The following is a 17,888-nucleotide window of genomic DNA, read 5'->3' as shown; positions in this document are numbered from 1 at the left end:
CCATGGCACGGGGAAAGCTGCGCATCTACCTCGGGGCCGCACCAGGCGTCGGCAAGACGTACGCCATGCTCTCCGAGGCCCACCGCCGCCTGGCGCGGGGCACCGACGTCGTCGTCGGCTACGCGGAGCACTACGGCAGGCCGCGCACCGAGGAGCTGATGCTCGGCCTGGAGCGGATCCCCGCCCGGGAGATCGGCTACCGGGACACGGTCTTCACCGAGATGGACGTGGACGCCGTGCTCGCCCGCGCCCCGCAGGTCGCCCTGGTGGACGAGCTGGCGCACAGCAATGTGCCGGGCTCGCGCAACGCCAAGCGCTGGCAGGACATCGACGAGTTGCTCGCGGCGGGCATCGACGTGATCTCGACCGTGAACATCCAGCACCTGGAGTCACTGGGCGACGTGGTGGAGGCCATCACCGGCGTCCGCCAGCGCGAGACCGTACCCGACGCAGTGGTCCGCCGGGCCGACCAGATCGAGCTGGTCGACATGTCACCGCAGGCCCTGCGGCGCCGCATGGCGCACGGCAACATCTACGCCTCCGACAAGGTCGACGCCGCCCTGTCGAACTACTTCCGCCCCGGCAACCTCACCGCCCTGCGCGAGCTGGCCCTGCTCTGGGTCGCCGACCGGGTCGACGAGTACCTGCGGCAGTACAAGACCGACCACGGCATAGGCGAGGTGTGGCAGGCCCGCGAGCGCATCGTGGTCGGCCTCACCGGCGGCGCCGAGGGCGGCACCCTGATACGCCGGGCCGCCCGCCTGGCGGCCAAGGGCTCGGGCGGCGAGATCCTCGCGGTGCACATCGACGGCGCCGACGGACTGCACTCCGGCTCGCCCAGGGAGCTGGCCGTACAGCGGACCCTGGTGGAGGACCTGGGCGGCTCCTTCCACCACGTCATCGGCGACGACGTGCCGACCGCCCTGCTGGACTTCGCGAGGGGCGTCAACGCCACCCAGGTCGTCCTCGGGACCAGCCGCCGCAAGGCCTGGCAGTACGTCCTCGGGCCCGGCGTCGGCGCCACCGTGGCCCGCGAATCCGGCCCCGACCTGGACGTGCACATCGTCACGCACGAACAGGCCGCCAAGGGCCGTGGCCTGCCCCTCGCGCGCGGCGGCCGGCTCGGCCGCTCCCGGGTCATCGCCGGCTGGCTGACCGGGCTGGCGGGGCCCGTGCTGCTCACCCTGCTGCTGACCCACACCGGGATCGGCCTTCCGTCGGACATGCTGCTCTTCCTCACCTGCACCGTGGCCGCGGCGCTGCTCGGCGGCCTGCTCCCGGCACTGGCGTCCGCGCTGGTCGGTTCGGCGCTGCTCAACTACTACTTCACGCCGCCCGTCCACACCCTGGCCATTGCCGACTCCGAGAACATCGTCGCCCTGGTGGTCTTCGCGGCGGTGGGCGCGGCCGTGGCCTCCGTCGTTGACCTCGCGGCCCGGCGCACCCAGCAGGCCGCCCGGCTGCGGTCCGAGGCGGAGATCCTCTCCCACCTCGCCGGGAGCGTGCTGCGCGGTGAGCGCTCGCTGGACGCCCTGCTGGAACGCGTCCGTGAGACCTTCGCCGTGGAGTCGGTGGCCCTGCTGGAGCGCGAGGACGACCCCGCCACCTGGACCCGGGTGGCCTCCGTCGGCTCCCTGACCTGCTCCCGGCCGGAGGACGCCGACGTCGAGGTCCCGGTCAGCGACCGGCTCTCGCTCGCCCTCGTCGGCCGGGTGCTGCCCGCCTCCGACCAGCGCGTGCTGTCAGCCTTCGCCGCCCAGGCCGCTGTCGCCCTGGACCGCCAGCGGCTGGAGGACCAGGCCGAGCAGGCCCAGCGGCAGGCCGAGGGAAACCGCATCCGTACCGCGCTCCTCGCCGCCGTCTCGCACGATCTGCGGACCCCGCTCGCCGCGATCAAGGCGTCCGTCAGCTCACTGCGCTCCGACGACGTCGCCTGGTCCCCGCAGGACGAGGCGGAACTCCTGGAGAGCATCGAGGAGGGCGCCGACCGGCTCGACCACCTCGTCGGGAACCTGCTCGACATGTCCCGGCTCTCCACCGGCACGGTCACCCCGCTGCTCGGGGAGACCGACCTGGACGAGGTGGTGCCGCTCGCCCTCGTCGGCGTCCCCGAGGGCAGCGCCGTCCTGGACATACCCGAGAGCCTGCCCATGGTCAGCGCGGATCCCGGGCTGCTGGAGCGGGCGGCCGCCAACATCGTGGAGAACGCCGTGAAGTACAGCCCGCCCGGCACCAAGGTGCTGGTCGCCGCAAGCGCCCTGGGCAACCGCGTCGAGCTGCGCGTCGTCGACCGGGGCCCCGGAGTCCCGGACGACGCCAAGGAGACCATCTTCGAACCCTTCCAGCGCCACGGCGACCGCCCCCGGGGCAACGGCGTGGGCCTCGGCCTGGCCGTCGCCCGCGGTTTCGCCGAGGCCATGGGCGGCACCCTCGCCGCCGAGGACACCCCCGGCGGTGGGCTCACCATGGTCCTGACCCTCCGCGCAGCTCGCGCGGACCGTAATGTCCAGAAAGGACAGCTATGAACCGGGTGCTCGTGGTCGACGACGAGCCGCAGATCGTCCGCGCGCTCGTGATCAATCTGCGGGCGCGCAAGTACGAGGTCGACGCCGCCCAGGACGGCACGACCGCACTGCGCCTGGCCGCCGCCCGCCACCCCGACGTGGTTGTCCTCGACCTCGGCCTGCCCGACATGGACGGCGTCGACGTCATCCGCGGCCTGCGCGGCTGGACCCGGGTGCCGATCATCGTGCTCTCCGCCCGCCAGACCTCCGACGAGAAGGTCGAGGCGCTGGACGCGGGCGCCGACGACTACGTCACCAAGCCCTTCGGCATGGACGAACTGCTCGCCCGGCTGCGCGCCGCCGTCCGCCGCGCCGCGCCCGCCGGACCCGAGGACGCCGCGTCCGTGGTCGAGACCGCCTCCTTCACCGTCGACCTCGCGGCCAAAAAGGTGAACAAGAACGGTACCGACGTCCGGCTCACCCCGACCGAATGGCACCTGCTGGAAGTCCTCGTCCGCAACACCGGCCGCCTGGTCACCCAGAAACAGCTCCTCCAGGAGGTCTGGGGCCCCACCTACAGCACCGAGAGCAACTACCTGCGGGTCTACACGGCCCAGCTGCGCCGCAAGCTCGAGGCGGATCCCTCCCGCCCCAGGCATTTCATCACCGAACCCGGAATGGGCTACCGCTTCGAGCCGTGACAGTCAGGTTCTGTTCAGGTGTGCCATGGCAGCGTCGCGGACCATGGCGACTCATACCGATGTGCCCGGAACTGGATTCCGGAGCCGTCAGATGCTGAACAAGGTTCCCGAAGTCACCCTTTACTTCTGGATCATCAAGATTCTGTGCACCACGGTCGGTGAGACCGCGGCCGACCTTCTCAACACGAATCTGAACCTCGGTCTGACCAACACCTCCGTGGTCATGACCCTCCTGCTGCTCATCACCCTGTTCTTCCAGTTCAGGGCGAATGCCTACGTGCCCGGCCTCTACTGGTTCGCGGTCGTGCTGATCAGCGTGGTCGGCACGCTCGTCAGCGACAACCTGACGGACAACCTCGGGGTGTCCCTGACCGTGACCACCCCGATCTTCGCCGTACTGCTGGCCATCACCTTCGCGGCCTGGTACGCGAGCGAGCGGACGCTGTCCATTCACACCATCAGGACCGTCCGCCGCGAGGGCTTCTACTGGCTGGCGATCCTCTTCACCTTCGCCCTCGGCACCTCGGCCGGCGATCTCACCGCGGAGCGGCTGAACCTGGGCTACTGGGTGTCCGCGGTGCTCTTCGGTGCCCTGATCGCGGCCGTGACCGCGGCCCACTCCTGGTTCAAGCTGGGCGCCGTCCTGGCCTTCTGGATCGCGTACGTCCTGACCCGTCCCCTGGGTGCCTCGATCGGCGACTACCTTTCCCAGGCCAAGGCCGACGGCGGACTGGGCCTGGGGACGGTCGGTACGAGCATGATCTTCCTCGTCACGATCCTGGCCCTCGTCATCTATCTGACCGTCACACGCCGGGACGTCATCGAGGTCGAGCCCGAGCCCGAGGCAGTGCCCGAGGCCGCCTACGAGAGGTGACGGTTCGTCCGTCACCCGGCCGGGAGCGTCACCACGAAGGCCGCGCCCCGGTCGATGTCGGCCAGTTCGATGTCGCCGCCCGCCGCCCTGGCCAGGCGGCGGGCCAGGGCGAGCCCCAGGCCCGCCCCGTCGTGGCCGTCGTCGGGCTCGGCTCGGCGTCCGGGATCGAAGACGGCAGCGCCCACCTCGGGGGGCACTCCGGGGCCGTCGTCGGTGACGGTCATCTCTGCGGCGCCCGGGCGCTGCGCGCACTCGACCGTGATCGTACGGACGGCGTAACGGCGGGCGTTGTCCAGCAGGGGCCCCAGGATCCGCTCGGCGACCGCCGCGGAGACCCCGGCCGCGGCAGTGCTGCCGCGTACGGTGACCGGCGGGGCGTCGGGATGGTTCTCGGCCCAGTGGGCGGCCAGATCGCGCGCCACGTCCGGCAGGGCGCACAACCCCGGGGTCTGCCCGGTGCGGGTCCGGGCCTCCGACAGCAGGCTCTCGCAGATCTCCCGCATGCCGGCGGCCGCGGCGGCGATCGCCTCGTGCGAGGCGTGCTGCTCCGCCTCCTCGCGCGGGCGGGCGATCAGCCAGTCGGTCTCGGCCGTGATCCGGGCCAGCGGGGTGCGCAGTTCGTGCGACAACTCGGCGGACTGCTGCTGCTCATGCCGCAGTACGGCGGCCAGCCGGTCGAGCAGTTCGTCGAGGCCGGCCGCGAGCGAGGCCAGCTCGGCAGGCCGGTCGTCCGCTCCGAAACGGTCGGCGGCGCCGCGCTCGCTCCAGCGCGCGGCCTGGGCACTCATCTCGGCGACCGGCCGCAGGGCCCGGCCGACGACCGTACGGGTGACCAGATATATCCCGCCGAGCAGCAACAGGGCGAGCCCGATCGAACCGGCCAGGGCGGAGTCCGCGGTGCTGCGGTACGGGTCGAGGCCGACCGAGGCGACGACGGTCCCCACCTGCTTGTTGCCGTAGCGGACGGGCAGGGCGTACAGCCGGGACGCGTACGGCTCGCCGGTCGCGGCGAAGGTGCGGCCATTCCCGGCGAGCCGGTCCGCGGCGGTCTGCGACTCGCCGGGGGCCGTCGGGCGCTCGATCAGCTGGTGACCCTGGTAGATCCAGACGCCGACGTCCAGCGCGCGGTCGTCGGTCGGCTCGTGGATTATCACCCGCCCGTCCGGGCGGCCCTCCACGGTGGCCGCTACCGCTGACGCCCGGGTGCGCAGCAGGTCGTCGGCCTGCTGGCCGAGTCTCGCCGACAGGGCGAGGTTGAAGCCCGCTGTGAGCACGATCACCCAGATCGCCGAGGTGGCCAGGGCGACCAGAGCCAGGCGACTGCGCAGGGTGGCCGGACGACGCAGGCGGGAGAGACGGGAGCGGCGAGCGAGACGCGGGCTCATGCGAAGCGGTATCCCACGCCCCGTACGGTGTCGATGCCGCGCGGGCTGTCCGCCTCGCGCAGCTTGCGCCGCAGCCGGGTCAGGTACTGGTCGAGGGTGTTGTCGCTGACCTGCGCGCCCTCGGGCCATGCCGCCCGCAGCAGCGCCCGCCTGCGCACCACAGCCCCCGGGGCCGCCATCAGGCAGGCCAGCAGCCGGAACTCGGTGGGCGTCATCGAGACCGGCTCCCCCCGCACCTCCAGCACGTGCCGCACCGGATCCAGCCGCAGCTCCGCGACCTCCACCGACGGCTCGCGCCCGGCCCGCCGCAGCGCCGCGCGCACCCGGGCGGCGAGTTCGGCCAGGTGGAAGGGCTTGGCCAGGTAGTCGTCGCCGCCGGCGGAGAAGCCCGAGAGCCGGTCGGTGATGTTGTCGTGGGCTGTGAGAAAGACCACCGGCGCGTCGACGCCGGAGGCACGCATAGCCTGGCAGACGTCCCGTCCGTCCGAGTCCGGCAGCCCGATGTCCAGAACCACGGCGTCCACCCGCTCGCGCACCCGGCGCAGGGCACTCGCCCCGTCAGCGGCCGTGAGTACGTCGAAATGCTCCTCGCGCAGGCCCCGGGCGAGGATGTCGCGGAGTCCGTGGTCGTCCTCGACGACCAGGACGCGGTGGGCGGTCATCGGGCCAGTATCACCCGAGCGGCACCGGTGAATCGGCCGCAGGCCTGATCCATTCAGGCTGCGTACAGGTTCCGTCACCAGGGCATCGCGGCTCAGTCGATCTGGATACCGTGGCGGTGTTGGCGTGCTCGACACGGAAGTCGGTGACCTTGCCGCCGTCCTCACCGTCGCCTTCGTCGCCGTCACGCACGGCCGAGAGGATCAGCACCGGGTCCAGCAGCGCGTCCAGCACGGCCCGGAACCACGGCTCGCCGGAGGGCGCCACGGGATGCCGCCGCCCGTCGCCGGATGCCGCAAGGCGCGCCAGCACTGCCGCGCAGGCCTGGCCGAGCGCCAGCAGATAGTGCACGGTGACCTCGTCCCGCGCGGTGTCCTCGGCCCAGCCGACACTCAGGGCGCCGACGGTCCGGCCGGCCGTCCGCAGCGGCAGCGCACAGACCGCCCGGCCGGCCATGGGCGGCTCCCCGGTCAGCGGGTAGCGCCGGCGGAAGTCGTCGGGCGAGGCCACCCACACGACCCCGCTGCCCCGTACGACGTCCACGAGCGGCACCGGCGTCTGCGGCGGGATCCGCTGCCACTGGCTGACCTGGGCGGCCGGGACGCCGTACGTGCCGGTGAGCACAAGCGCACCGTCCGGTTCGAGCCCGGCGAGGGCGACCGAGGCCGCGCCGAGCCCGGCAAGGCCCTCCTGGTGAAGCACGCAGGCGAGTTCGTCGGGCGTACGTGCGGTGGCGAGCGCCGACGCGACCAGGTGGCAGCGGGCGGCGCCGGGAGCGTTCAGCACGACGCGGGGCCCGGCCGGCTCGGCGGCAGGCGGTGCGGAGTCGGGTGCAGAGCCGGCCGCACAGCCGGCCGGCAGATCGGCCGGGCTGATCTCGGGGGGCGCCGCGAGCCCCAGCAGCTCGGCGGCGGTCTCGACCAGGGGCCTTCCGGTGGTCCGCGACAGCTCCGTCAGATGGTCTAGGGCATCGTCGGGGCTGCAGGACGTCCGCTCCACCAGGAGACCCCTGGCCTGCTCGATGACCGCTTGGCCGCGCATGGCATACCGCAACTCCTCGACCTCGGCGCGCAGCCGCTCGATCGTGGAGGTGAGCACCGCTGCTTCGTGCTGCCGCGATCCGTTTCCCGCATGTTGTGCGGCCACCTGGATCCGCCCGTCATGGAATGCACCAAGCCTACGCCCGTAATGTCCGTAGGCCCTGTCCGGGCGATCACGGGCGCCCGCCGCGCCAGCGGCTGATGTCACAGCGGCGTCGTCTGGTGCGGTCCATCGCAAGGCGCTGGGAGGTGCCCCCACCTAGCCGCCAGGCTGGGGGAGCGGCGAAGGGGCCGTTTGTGGTCGCCCGGCCAGGGCCTAGCCGACGTGGACGCGGGGGCGCCGGGCACGGTCGGGCTCGGCCTCGCGCAGGACTTCGCGGGTGACGGGGGCGACCTCGCCCTGGCCGAACAGGAAGAAGCGCAGGAAGTTGGCGAAGGGGTTGCCCTCGGTCCACTCGAAGTACATGTGCGGGCGTTGGCCGGTCATGTCGCGCACGTAAAGAAGCAGTGCGGCAAGCGCGTTGGGGATGGAGGAACTCTCCAGCGTCAGCACGCGATAGCGGCCGCACATCACCTCGCCGCGTACGCTCAGGCCGGACTCGAACTCCGACGGGTCGAGCACGGTGACCTCGACGAAGATGAAGTCCTCCTCGGCCGGGAGGTCGTTGTCGGCCCGGATCTGCTGGACCTTGTCCCGGTACTCGGCGACGTCGCGGCTGTCGGGCTCGTTGGCGATGAACCGGATCTTGCGGTGCGCGATGTCCCGTACGAAACGCTCGGCCATGTCGTCCAAGGTCACGCTGGTGACGCGCAGTTCGAAGGCGCGGGCGAGCCGGGACATCAAGGAGACCAGGACGATGCCCGCGATGAAGCAGGCGCCGATCTTCACACCGTCGGGCCGCTCGATGACGTTGACGACGGTCGTGTAGAGGAAGACCGCCGAGATGACGGCGAAGGCGACCGTCCCGTGGCGCTGCCCGGCCTTGTGGCAGGCGATGGTGACGGCGATGGCCGCCGAGCTCATGAGCACCAGCACGCCGGTGGCGTAGGCGCCGCCCTGGGCGTCGACGCTGGCGTTGAAGATCCAGGTCACCAGGAAGGCGATCAGGGTGAAGACCAGCACCATCGGTCGCACCGCCCGGGCCCAGTGGGGGGCCATGCCGTAGCGCGGCAGGTAACGGGGCATCAGGTTGAGCAGCCCGGCCATGGCCGAGGCGCCGGCGAACCACAGGATGGCGACGGTGGAGAAGTCGTACACGCTGCCGAAGGCGGAGCCGAGGTACTCGTGCGCCAGATAGGCGAGGGCGCGGCCGTTGGCCGGGCCGCCGGACTGGAAGTCCTTCTCCGGGATGAGGAGCGTCGTGATGAAGCTGGTGGCGATCAGGAAGACGCTCATGATCACCGCGGCCGTGGTCAGGAGCTTCTTCGTCCCCCGGATCCGCCCGGCCGGCTTCTCCTCCGTGTCGCTGGGGTCGCCCTCGACGTGCGGCATGACCGCCACGCCGGTCTCGAAGCCGGACATGCCCAGCGCCAGCTTCGGGAAGATCACCAGCGACACGCCGATCATCACGAAGATGTTCCCGTGCTGCGTGGTCAGAGCGCTGGACCAGTCGGTGACCACGTGCGCGGCCGTCATGACGTGCCACAGACCCACCGCGACCACGACGACGTTGAGCGACAGGTAGAGCCCCACCAGGGCGACGGCGACGCCGATCGCCTCCAGGAAGCCCTTGAGGAACACCGCGCCGAGCAGGGCGACCAGCACCAGAGTGATGATCATCTCCTTGCCCTGCAGCAAGCTGGTGAAGTGCGGATTCTCCACCAGGTGGGTCGCGGCGTCGGCCGCCGACAGGGTGATCGTGATCAGGAAGTCGGTCGCCGCGAAGCCCAGCAGCGCCAGGACGAACAACTTGCCCTGCCAGAACGACAGAAGCCGCTCCAGCATCGCGATCGACCCCGCGCCGTGCGGGCTCTCCTCCGCCACCCGCCGGTACACCGGCAGCGCCCCGGCCAGCGTCACGATCACCAGTACGATCGTCGCCACCGGCGACAGCAGCCCGGCCGCCAGCGCGGCGATGCCCGGCTGATAGCCGAGTGTCGAGAAGTAGTCCACACCGGTCAGGCACATCACCCGCCACCACCGCTGACCCTTGTGCGCGGAGGTCGGCTGGGCGTGCGGGCCCTGCTGGTGCTTGGCCATGTCGGACAGGCCCTCCAGCAACCAGGCACGCAGGCGCTGCCGCGGGGTGGCCTCGGGTTCGGACGCGGCAGGGGCGGACGTGGCCACCGGGTACTCCTGTCGTACGTGAAGCAAAACCGGCCATCGGCGGATGGCCAGGTCAGAGTACGCAACCCGGCCACGGCGGCCGGTGGCCGCCACGACGAGACGACGGCCGCCCCTGCTCAGCGGCAGCCGTGGGGAATGCCCCGGAGCCAGCCGAAAGCGCAGGTCAACGACGCGTCCGCGCTCGCGTCCCGCACACGGTTCAAACCATTTCCCTCTTAGCGGGCCGGGTACGGGTGGAGGGGAAATCCTGACGCGTTCTTAACGCGCGATCCGGACGCGGGTCCGCACAGCGCGCGTACGGCGGCCGCGTCCAAGGCGTCCTCGGGGATCTCCTCCCACCGGCGGGCCAGTTCCTGCGACAGCTCGCTGCTCGCCGCCAACCGCAGCCGCCGGCTTCCGTCGGGTCCGCGCAGATGCACCATCCCGCCCAGGCCGCCGAGAGCGGCCACCGCCTGCCGCAACGCCAACCGCAGCCGGTCGGCCTTCGGGGGCTCCGCCGGTTTCGGCGGGCCGGAAGCAGACTTCGGGTCCACGTCGCCGCCTTCGATCTGCGGCTGATCGGATGTTGATCCCCAAAAGCCAGCAAAAACTACTATATCCCCGCATTGGCAAGGCTCTCCGCCCCTTGGTCAACCCGGCGCTTGACTCGCCGGTCCGGGGGCAGGCGAGTGCCTGCGGCCCGGGCGCCGGTGAGGGATCGCCCGCACTGCCGGGCCACGGGTCTCAGCCCGCCTCCGCCCCGTTCTGGCAGTGCGGGCACCAGACCGTGGTGCGCCCGGCGATCCGGTCCCGGCGGAGGTGGCCGCCGCAGCGGGGGCATCGCGGGTCGGGGTCGTCGCGGTGGCCGGTGAGCCAGGAGGGGCGATCGGGGACGCGGCCGTCGCGTACGGAGGAGCGCAGGACGCGGCGCAGGGTGGAGTGGAGCCGCCGGTAGTCGTCCTCGCCGAGCCGGTTGGCGGGGCGGGCGGGGGCGGTGCGGGCCCGCCAGAGAATCTCGTCGGTGAGGAGGTTGCCGAGGCCGGCCACGACGGACTGGTCCATCAGTACGGCCTTGATACGTCCGCGCCGCCCGGCCAGCAGCTGGGTGAACGTGTCGCGATCCACAGCCAGCGCGTCTGGGCCCTGCCGGTCGAGGATCCGGTCGATGTCGGCCTCGGTCGCGGCGAGCCGCAGGCCCTGCAGCTTTCGCAGGTCCCGGTACCGCAGGCCGCGATCGCCGGAGAGAGCGAGCAGGACCCGGTCGTACGGGTGCGGCGGGTCGTCCGGCGGGCAGCACAGCAGCTCGCCGGTCATCCCGAAGTGCAGCAGCAGGGCCGGTCCGCCGTCGGTGCGGGCGATCAGCCACTTGCCGTGCCGCTTGGGCTCGGCGAGGGTGCGGCCCCGCAGTTCCTCCCGCAGCCGCCGTACGCTCACGCCCCGCAGTACTCCCGGATCGGCCACGTCGACCCGCTCGATGCGGCGGCCCTGACCGCACGAGGCCAGGACCCGACGGAAGCCTTCGACGTCCGGAAGCTCGGGCATGGCGCCATCTCCCTCGTGCTTGCGCACCACGCCTACCCAGAAGGGGGGGCATCAGTGCCCGGGGTACTGCCGCATACTGGAGTCAATGACGAAGCCAGCAGTTACCAGACGCGTCCTGCCTTCCAGCCCCTTCAAAGCCCCGGTGGCACCGCCGCTGAAGTCGTTCGACATAGGGAATCGGGTCTCCCACGATGAGCACGGCCTCGGCCGGGTCATCGGTATCGAGGACGAGATCGCCGTCCTCGTGGACTTCGGTTCCTTCCGGGCACGGATCACCAGTCCCTTCACCAAGATGGCCAAGCTTTGACCCGGCCGGTCGCGCCTGACCAGGGCGCCTCGATGTTCTCCGCACCCGAACCGGCCGTTCCCCGCGCCACGAAGGCCTCGCCGCGCCCCGCGACGAACCCCTTCCAGGTGTCAGGGTCCGCCGGCGGTGGTGAGGGCGGTACGGAGGGGCGCCTTGCGGGGTCCGACGTCGTCGTCGACCTTGTCGGCGCCGGGCAGGACGGTCCGGCTGAAGGGGGAGACAGCGGGGCCGAGTGAGAACTCGCTGACGGCTTCTTCACGCATGGCATCGCCCGCGCCGCGACGGCAGCGGGCTTGTCAGCGATCAGGCAGATCCGGCACCACGTTCTTCGGCCGCACGGCCACCGGCGCCCCGTCCGGAATGCTGCTCGCCGGCCTGCGCAGGGCCAGCGCCGCGACGGCGGCCAGGCACGCGGCGGCCACGGCGGCCACCCAGCCGTGCGAAGGCGGCGAGGGCGGCGTCAGCGGTGCGGGGTTCGCCGAGCAGGGTGACCATGAGGGCGACGCCGAGTACGGCTCCGGTCAGGCGAGCCATCGTCGTGACGGCCGACCCGGTGGCGAAACGATGCGGCGGAAGTGCGGAGGCCGCGGCGCCGACCAGCGTGGGCAGCGCGAAGCCCACGCCGACGCCGGTGATCAGCATGCCGGGGAGGAACTCGGCCGCGTAGCGCGGGCTCGTACCCAGCGCACCGGCCCACCACCCCAGGCCCCCGGCGAACAGCAGGCACCCCAGAGCCGCGGTACGCCCCGTGCCCAGCCGTCGTACGACACCCCCCCCGAGGCCACCGCCAGCGCGGGCACCACCAGCGGCCCGGGGGCGATGGCGAGTCCCGTACGGATCGCCGAGTAACCCCAGACCTCCTGGCACCACAGCACCGAGGTGAGCAGCATCGCCGCGAAGGCGACGGTGAAGAGCAGGGCCGCGAGCGTGCCGACGGCGAAGGCGGGGACGCGCAGCAGGGGCAGTTCGACGATCGGCGCCGCGTGCCGGGCCGACCGCAGCCAGAAGGCGGTGCCCATCAGGACCGCCCCTGCCAGGGAACCGATCACGCCGAGCGAGGCCCACCCCCAGGCGTCGGACTTTCACCGACCTCATGGCAGGCGGTAGGTACATCGCGCCGATCACCGTCTCGGTCAGGCGCGATTCGTACTCGACACGTCCGCAGCGCCGGGACCTGACCCTGATCGCCGAACTTCTGGCGCAGGGCTACGAACCCCTCCAGTCGACCGGGGTGAGGACCGGGATACGACTGCGCGGCTGGTAGGCGCGGCGGTCAGTCCTCCGGGAGGCGTACCTCCACCTGGCCCTCGGCCGTGACCCGGCTGTCGAACACGGGCTGCGGAGCGGTGGCCGGGCCTCGAAGGTTCTCCCCGTCGGAGAGGCGGAAGAGGCTGCCGTGCCAGGGGCATTCGACGCAGCCGTCGTCGGTGAGCTTGCCCTCGGAGAGGGGGCCGGAGAGGTGGCTGCAGCGGTCGGCGAGGACGTGGACGAGGTCGCCGGGTTCGCGAACGACCAGCACCGGGACCTCGTCGACCATGCGGCGGCTGGGCTCCCCGATCGGGAACTCGGCCACGTCGCCGAGGCGGTGCCAGCCGGGCTCGACCAGCAGCGGCACCGCCTCGGCATGGTTGACGCCCGCGGCCTGCCGGTACGCGAGGTGGCCGCCGAGGATCCCGCCGACCGTGGCGACGGTGAGGCCGGCGAAGCCGAGGGCACGGCCCAGGGCCGGGCGGTCCTTCATACGGGCGGCCAGCGAACCGGCGTACGCGGCGACAGCGGTGACGTTCGCCGCGGCGTGCACCACGCCCACCCGCGCCTGCCGGGGGCGCAGCTCCGCCCAGTCCACCCAGCCGGCCAGCGCGGCGGGCCCGGCACCGGCCAGGCCCAGGGCCACCATCCGGCGGGCGGCGCGGCCCTCACCGGGGAGCAGGTCGAGGACGGCGGCCGAGGTCCAGGCCCCGATCGGGACCTGGACGAGCGCCGGGTGCAGCGGATGCCCCAGCCACAGCCCGCGCAGTACGTCGCGGCCCGCACCCAGTGGCAGCGCCCGTACGGCCCGCCGCAGGGAATCGGCCAGGCCGTCCAGCCGGTCCTGGCCCTCGAGAGCGTCCATCGCATGCGTTGCCTGCGTAAGCCTCATGCTTGGGCGGCTTTCCGTCCCGGCCCCCGGCAAACGGGGTTTCCCCGACGGAAGCCCGGTTAGCCGTGCAGAGGGGACTGCTGTAGGGAGCCCGCGGAGCCCCGGGAAAAAGGAGAATCCAATGACCGACTTTGGCTATTTCCTGTCGTGCGAGGAATTCGGTCCGGCCGAACTCGTCGAACAGGCCCGGATGGCCGAGCAGGCGGGTTTCACCTCCCTGTCGATCTCCGACCACTACCACCCGTGGAACGACGAGCAGGGCCAGAGCCCCTTCGTCTGGTCCGTGATCGGCGCCCTGTCGCAGGCCGTCTCACTGCCTGTCGAGACGGCGGTCACCTGCCCCACCGTACGTATCCACCCGGCCGTGGTCGCCCAGGCCGCCGCGACCAGCGCGGTGCTGCTCGACGGCCGCTTCCGGCTCGGCCTCGGCAGCGGTGAGGCCCTCAACGAGCACATCGTGGGCGGCCCCTGGCCTGCGGCGCACGTACGCCAGGAGATGCTGGAGGAGGCGGTCGCGGTGATCCGAGAACTCCTCACCGGCAAGGAGGTCAACCACTACGGCCACCACTACACGGTGGAGAACGCTCGCCTCTACACCGTGCCCGACGAGCCCGTGCCCATCGACATCTCCGGCTTCGGCCCGCAGGCCACCGCCCTCGCCGGCCGCATCGGCGACGGCTACATCACGATGACGCCCGACACCGACATGGTGACCCAGTTCCGCAAGAGCGGCGGCGCCGGCAAGCCGGTCCTCGGCGGCACCAAGGTCTGCTGGGGCCCCGACCGCGAGGCCGCGGCCGCCACCGCGCACCGGCTGTGGCCCAACGAGCAACTCCCCGGTGAGCTGGCGCACATCCTGCCCAGCCCCCGCCACTTCGAGCAGGCCTCCCAGCTGGTCACCCAGGACATGACCGCCGAGTCCGTCACCTGCGGCGACGACCTCGACGAGCACGTCCGTACGCTGCAGAGCTACGTCGACGCCGGCTTCGACACCGTGTACGTCGCTCAGATCGGCCCCGAGCAGCGCGGCTTCTTCGACTTCTACCGTGCGAAGGTGCTCCCCGAGCTGACCCGGTCCTGACCCTTCGACGGAAGCTACGGCTCACACCCGCAGCGGGCTGGTGTCGATCGAGCTCAGCAGGTCCACCGGATTCTGGTAGACCGCGGCGGCGCCGGCCTGCTCCAGGTCGGCGCGCGGGATGCCGTCGGACAGCAGCGCGACGCAGGACACGCCGGCCTTGGCGGCGGCCCGGACGTCCCAGACGGTGTCGCCGATGGAGACCGTGTCGCGGGCGGGAACGCCGCTCGGTCGAGGGCCTGCTCGACGATATCGGGTGCGGGTTTGCTGGCGTCGACGTCGTCGGCGCTGGTGGCATCAGCGATCGCGTCCTCGGCGTCGAGGGCGGAGCGCATGGCGGCCAGTTCCTTGCCGTCGGCGGAGGCGGCCAGGACGATGCGGCGGTCCGGCATGGTTTCACCTCTTCCGTCCCTCGGTCATCGGACGGCTACCCGGTCGCGCCGGATCATCACCGGTTTGAAGCCACCGAGGACGGCTACCCGAGAGATCGGTTCCCGCCCGGCGTTCGGCGGGGGCGAGGCACCGGCACGTTGGGACACCAGCTGCCGGTGCCGTGCCCCCGAGCGCCGGCCGGGAGCCCGGATACGCGGAAGGGCGGCGGATGATCCGCCGCCCTTCCGCGGTCGGCTCCGTCTACCACCGGTACCAACGTGACCTGCCCCCACCGGGGGCCGCGCCGCGCGTGACAAAGCCGATCAGCCAGATAACCAGCACAGCCAGCGCGATCCACCAGAGAATCTTCACCGCGAACCCTGCCCCGAAAAGAATCAGGACAAGGAGCAACACCAAGAGAAGCGGGACCATATCAGTACCTCCTGACCAGCCGGGTGCCCCCAATTCCCGGCATTAACCCGGGAAACCGGCCCGCTTGTCCAACCGACTCAGCCCCTGGACGGGGCGCGGATGTCGGAGGCTCCGGCGGCTACTCGCTGCCGGACGACCTGCTGTCGGGCCGGGACTGCGGATCGCCCAATGATCCCGGCGGCCAGGAAGATGTAGAAGGCCGTGACCATGGAAGGCTGCCGATCACTTTGTGGTCGGTCGTCGTGGTCCAGCGCACCAGCGCGCGCTACGGCCTGCGGCCGGCCGCGGGCGGCGAGGCCAGCGGGGGCGGCAAAGCGCGGATGGCGGCCGAAGGGGCCGCCATCCGCGTATTTCCGTGCTGGGAGCGGGTCAGACCGGGGAGATCCGGCCGCGCCAGGCGCCGCTCTCGCTGTCGCGCTCCTCGATGTACTCCTTGAAGCGCCGCAGATCGCCCTTGGCCCGGCGGTCGATGATGCCGACCATGTCGGCGGCCTTCTCCGCCACGCCCGAGGGCTCGACGTCCATCATCAGATGTCTCCTTTCGGGAGATCGGTGTGATGAGCGGGCGCTCGGCGAGGGATTAAAACTCCCGTGTTTCGGGGCAGGCGAGCAATATGACCACGACCGCCACCACCGACATCCCGCTGCCGGAGCCCCGCGGGCCGCTGTCCGCCGCTGTACGGGAGGTACTCGGCCACCGCCGGCCCGGCGAACCGCTGCCCGATGTCCGCGTCGATGACGCCGATCCGTACGGCGAGGATCTGCAACTCGCCCTCTACACCTGCTACGAGCTGCACTACCGCGGCTTCGGCGCGGTCGCCCCCGGCTGGGAGTGGGACGGGGGCCTGCTGACGTTGCGCGGGGCCATGGAGGGCGTGTTCGAGCGGGCGCTGCGGGCGGCCGTGGCAGGCGGCACCGGCCGGAACGACCTCGACGCCGAACTGGACGCGCTGCTCACCGAGCCACGCGAGGCGGGTGGGGTCGCCGCCTATCTGCGGCGCGAGGGCAGCCTCGAGCAGCTGCGCGAGTACTTCGTGCACCGCTCCCTCTACCAGCTCAAGGAGGCCGACCCGCAGGCCTGGGTGATCCCGCGTCTGGAAGGCCAGGCCAAGGCCTCACTGGTCGCGGTCGAGTACGACGAGTTCGGCGCCGGGCGCGGCGAGCGCGTCCACGCCCGGCTGTTCGCCGACCTGATGGCCGACGCCGGCCTCAACCCCTCGTACGGGCACTACCTGGACGCCGTCCCCGCCGCCACGCTCGCCACGGTCAACCTGATGTCCCACCTCGGGCTCCACCGCGCCCTGCGCGGCGCGCTGGTGGGGCACTTCGCCGCCGGCGAGATCAGCACCGCCCCGGCCGCCCGCCGCATGGTCGACGCCATCGACCGGCTGGGCGCCGGCCCGGCCTGCCGCCACTTCTACAGCGAGCACATCGAGGCCGACGCCGTCCACGAGCAAGTGATGCGCCGCGACGTCATCGGCGGCCTGCTCGCCGCCGAGCCCCGCCTTACCGGTGACGTCATCTTCGGCATCCAGGCCACCGGCCTCCTCGACGACCACCTCGAGCGCCATCTCCTCGACGCCTGGCAGTCGGGCCGCACCTCCCTGCCGGGCTAGGACCGGGTCGGCGGGTCTCCGCGGCGTCCCGTCGCCTGGCACTGGGGGCCCCGGCCGCAGGCGCGCGCGAGTGCCCCACCGCGTCACCTCCCGCCGCCCGGCGGGCGGGCCGCGCCGCGTCTGGTCTGATCGCAAGGTGGTGGGGGCGCCCCCGACTGTCTGCGAGTTCCCCCCTGCAGGCATGCGCGCTCGCCGCGATCGGGGAAGTGCCCGAGTGGCCCACTACGAGGGCGATTCTCCGCCTTGCGAGCACATGCACCAGACGCTGCGTTGCCGGCGCCCTGGGTCACCCTCCCGGACACGCTCGACCAGAAGCCACCTGCCGTGCACGGTCAAGCGGGCATTACGGTGGGACGCGAGGACCTCCCTGCGGTGCAGCCTAGACAGCTCCACCACAGCGGAGGTCTTCGCCTTCCATCAAGACCCCAGTGTCAGCAACGCCCGTGATCAATACACCTGGCGGCGCGGCGTGTGGGTGCGGCGGTGACTGGTGTCGCACCAGGGGTAGGCGCCGCTGCGGCGGCAGGTGCAGAGGGCGACGACGAAGCGGTCGGAGGTGACCGTGCGGCCGTCGTCGAGGGCGACCTCGACGGGGCCCTCGATCAGGATGGGCCCTTGGGGGACCACGACGACTCGACGCGGACGGTCAGCCGGACGGTCAGGGGTTGCGGGGTTTGTCGGCACGGATGACCACCAGTTCCTCGGTGTCCTGGTCGGGGGCGAGCAGGCCCTGCTCACGGAGGCGGCCGGCCCGGGAGCGCATCACCGGTCCGAAGGGGACGGTCGCCCGGTCGATGACGGCGGCTTTGAGCCCGGCGCCGCGCAGCAGCGAGAGGGTCCACGCGGTGCCGCTCAGGGCGGACTGCACCAGAAGCAGCGTGCCGCCGGGCGCCAGGCGGGGCGGGGCCGCCGCGCACAGGCGGTCGAGCAGCGCCCGGCCGTCGGGGCCGGCGTCCCAGGCCAGCTCGGGG

General features: G+C 71.9%; 19 protein-coding genes and 3 pseudogenes. 7 read left to right on the top strand and 15 right to left on the bottom strand.

The features are described from left to right. Positions 1-2 precede the first annotated feature (2 nt). The 3 genes from EFK10_RS32125 (at position 3) to EFK10_RS32115 (ending at position 4,079) form a co-directional block, all read left to right on the top strand. Positions 3-2,525 (top strand): ATP-binding protein, encoded by a 2,523-nt coding sequence (locus EFK10_RS32125; protein ID WP_127359168.1) that lies wholly within the window; start codon positions 3-5, stop codon positions 2,523-2,525. After that, entirely contained in the window at positions 2,522-3,205 is a 684-nt protein-coding gene (locus tag EFK10_RS32120) for a response regulator (protein WP_127359167.1), read from the top strand. Before EFK10_RS32125 ends, EFK10_RS32120 begins: the two co-directional genes overlap by 4 nt. A 91-nt stretch (positions 3,206-3,296) precedes the next feature. After that, a complete protein-coding gene (locus EFK10_RS32115) occupies positions 3,297-4,079 on the top strand; it encodes a COG4705 family protein (protein ID WP_127359166.1) in 783 nt (260 codons plus the stop codon). Positions 4,080-4,090: 11 nt separating this feature from the next. On the opposite strand, the gene EFK10_RS32110 is transcribed toward EFK10_RS32115, so the two are convergent. From EFK10_RS32110 to EFK10_RS32085, 6 genes are all read right to left on the bottom strand, one after another. Beyond that, positions 4,091-5,464 (bottom strand): ATP-binding protein, encoded by a 1,374-nt coding sequence (locus tag EFK10_RS32110; RefSeq protein WP_127359165.1) that lies wholly within the window; start codon positions 5,462-5,464, stop codon positions 4,091-4,093. Next, a complete protein-coding gene (locus tag EFK10_RS32105) occupies positions 5,461-6,126 on the bottom strand; it encodes a response regulator transcription factor (RefSeq protein ID WP_127359164.1) in 666 nt (221 codons plus the stop codon). The genes EFK10_RS32110 and EFK10_RS32105 overlap by 4 nt, the downstream gene beginning before the upstream one ends. 10 nt (positions 6,127-6,136) lie before the next feature. Continuing rightward, positions 6,137-7,222 (bottom strand): GAF and ANTAR domain-containing protein, encoded by a 1,086-nt coding sequence (locus tag EFK10_RS32100; protein WP_127359163.1) that lies wholly within the window; start codon positions 7,220-7,222, stop codon positions 6,137-6,139. A 258-nt stretch (positions 7,223-7,480) separates the two neighbouring features. Next, positions 7,481-9,364 carry an APC family permease gene (locus EFK10_RS32095; RefSeq protein WP_240677614.1) on the bottom strand — a complete coding sequence of 628 codons (1,884 nt, stop codon included), beginning with the start codon at positions 9,362-9,364 and terminating at the stop codon, positions 7,481-7,483. Between the two features lie 302 nt (positions 9,365-9,666). After that, entirely contained in the window at positions 9,667-9,984 is a 318-nt protein-coding gene (locus EFK10_RS32090; protein WP_127359161.1) for a hypothetical protein, read from the bottom strand. 190 nt (positions 9,985-10,174) lie between these two features. Further along, positions 10,175-10,972 (bottom strand): Fpg/Nei family DNA glycosylase, encoded by a 798-nt coding sequence (locus EFK10_RS32085; RefSeq protein ID WP_127359160.1) that lies wholly within the window; start codon positions 10,970-10,972, stop codon positions 10,175-10,177. A gap of 85 nt (positions 10,973-11,057) precedes the next feature. Here EFK10_RS32085 and EFK10_RS32080 point away from each other — a divergent pair, with 85 nt between their 5' ends. After that, positions 11,058-11,279 (top strand): hypothetical protein, encoded by a 222-nt coding sequence (locus tag EFK10_RS32080; protein ID WP_127359159.1) that lies wholly within the window; start codon positions 11,058-11,060, stop codon positions 11,277-11,279. Positions 11,280-11,389: 110 nt separating this feature from the next. Here EFK10_RS32080 and EFK10_RS47950 read toward each other — a convergent pair whose 3' ends face one another. Genes EFK10_RS47950 through EFK10_RS32070 form a run of 3 tightly spaced genes read right to left on the bottom strand, consistent with a single transcriptional unit; the run spans position 11,390 to position 12,328 of the window. After that, a complete protein-coding gene (locus EFK10_RS47950) occupies positions 11,390-11,542 on the bottom strand; it encodes a hypothetical protein (RefSeq protein WP_164836236.1) in 153 nt (50 codons plus the stop codon). 40 nt (positions 11,543-11,582) lie between these two features. Further along, positions 11,583-11,921 carry a hypothetical protein gene (locus EFK10_RS32075; RefSeq protein ID WP_127359158.1) on the bottom strand — a complete coding sequence of 113 codons (339 nt, stop codon included), beginning with the start codon at positions 11,919-11,921 and terminating at the stop codon, positions 11,583-11,585. Then, positions 11,915-12,328, bottom strand: a complete 414-nt coding sequence (locus EFK10_RS32070) for a hypothetical protein (protein WP_127359157.1) — start codon at positions 12,326-12,328, stop codon at positions 11,915-11,917. Before EFK10_RS32070 ends, EFK10_RS32075 begins: the two co-directional genes overlap by 7 nt. Before the next feature lie 44 nt (positions 12,329-12,372). On the opposite strand from EFK10_RS32070, the gene EFK10_RS47945 reads away from it, so the two are divergent. Next, positions 12,373-12,543 carry a hypothetical protein gene (locus EFK10_RS47945; protein WP_164836235.1) on the top strand — a complete coding sequence of 57 codons (171 nt, stop codon included), beginning with the start codon at positions 12,373-12,375 and terminating at the stop codon, positions 12,541-12,543. A 9-nt stretch (positions 12,544-12,552) separates the two neighbouring features. Here the strand turns inward: EFK10_RS47945 and EFK10_RS32065 are convergent, their stop codons facing one another. Continuing rightward, positions 12,553-13,392, bottom strand: coding sequence for a Rieske 2Fe-2S domain-containing protein (locus EFK10_RS32065; RefSeq protein WP_240677603.1), 840 nt, complete (start codon positions 13,390-13,392; stop codon positions 12,553-12,555). 148 nt (positions 13,393-13,540) lie between these two features. Here EFK10_RS32065 and EFK10_RS32060 point away from each other — a divergent pair, with 148 nt between their 5' ends. Further along, positions 13,541-14,500 carry an LLM class F420-dependent oxidoreductase gene (locus tag EFK10_RS32060; protein ID WP_127359155.1) on the top strand — a complete coding sequence of 320 codons (960 nt, stop codon included), beginning with the start codon at positions 13,541-13,543 and terminating at the stop codon, positions 14,498-14,500. Positions 14,501-14,521: 21 nt separating this feature from the next. Here EFK10_RS32060 and EFK10_RS32055 read toward each other — a convergent pair. From EFK10_RS32055 to EFK10_RS32045, 3 genes and pseudogenes are all read right to left on the bottom strand, one after another. Beyond that, positions 14,522-14,874, bottom strand: a pseudogene (locus EFK10_RS32055) (HAD family hydrolase); the annotation flags it as partial. Positions 14,875-15,130: 256 nt separating this feature from the next. Further along, a complete protein-coding gene (locus EFK10_RS32050) occupies positions 15,131-15,301 on the bottom strand; it encodes a hydrophobic protein (protein ID WP_127359154.1) in 171 nt (56 codons plus the stop codon). 369 nt (positions 15,302-15,670) lie between these two features. Further along, a pseudogene (locus EFK10_RS32045) lies at positions 15,671-15,841 on the bottom strand (SRPBCC family protein); the annotation flags it as partial. A 74-nt stretch (positions 15,842-15,915) separates the two neighbouring features. On the opposite strand from EFK10_RS32045, the gene EFK10_RS32040 reads away from it, so the two are divergent. After that, positions 15,916-16,917, top strand: a complete 1,002-nt coding sequence (locus EFK10_RS32040; protein WP_127359153.1) for an iron-containing redox enzyme family protein — start codon at positions 15,916-15,918, stop codon at positions 16,915-16,917. Between the two features lie 447 nt (positions 16,918-17,364). Here EFK10_RS32040 and EFK10_RS32030 read toward each other — a convergent pair whose 3' ends face one another. Next, entirely contained in the window at positions 17,365-17,601 is a 237-nt protein-coding gene (locus EFK10_RS32030; protein ID WP_127359152.1) for a CDGSH iron-sulfur domain-containing protein, read from the bottom strand. Further along, positions 17,576-17,888 (bottom strand): annotated as a pseudogene (locus EFK10_RS32025) (HemK2/MTQ2 family protein methyltransferase); the annotation flags it as partial. The gene EFK10_RS32030 and the pseudogene EFK10_RS32025, both read right to left, overlap by 26 nt.

Origin of the sequence: Streptomyces soli (assembly GCF_003999195.1) — a bacterium.
Classification (GTDB): domain Bacteria; phylum Actinomycetota; class Actinomycetes; order Streptomycetales; family Streptomycetaceae; genus Actinacidiphila; species Actinacidiphila soli.
The sequence above is the reverse complement of the archived record's forward strand: the minus strand, read 5'-3'. Positions and strand labels throughout refer to the sequence as shown.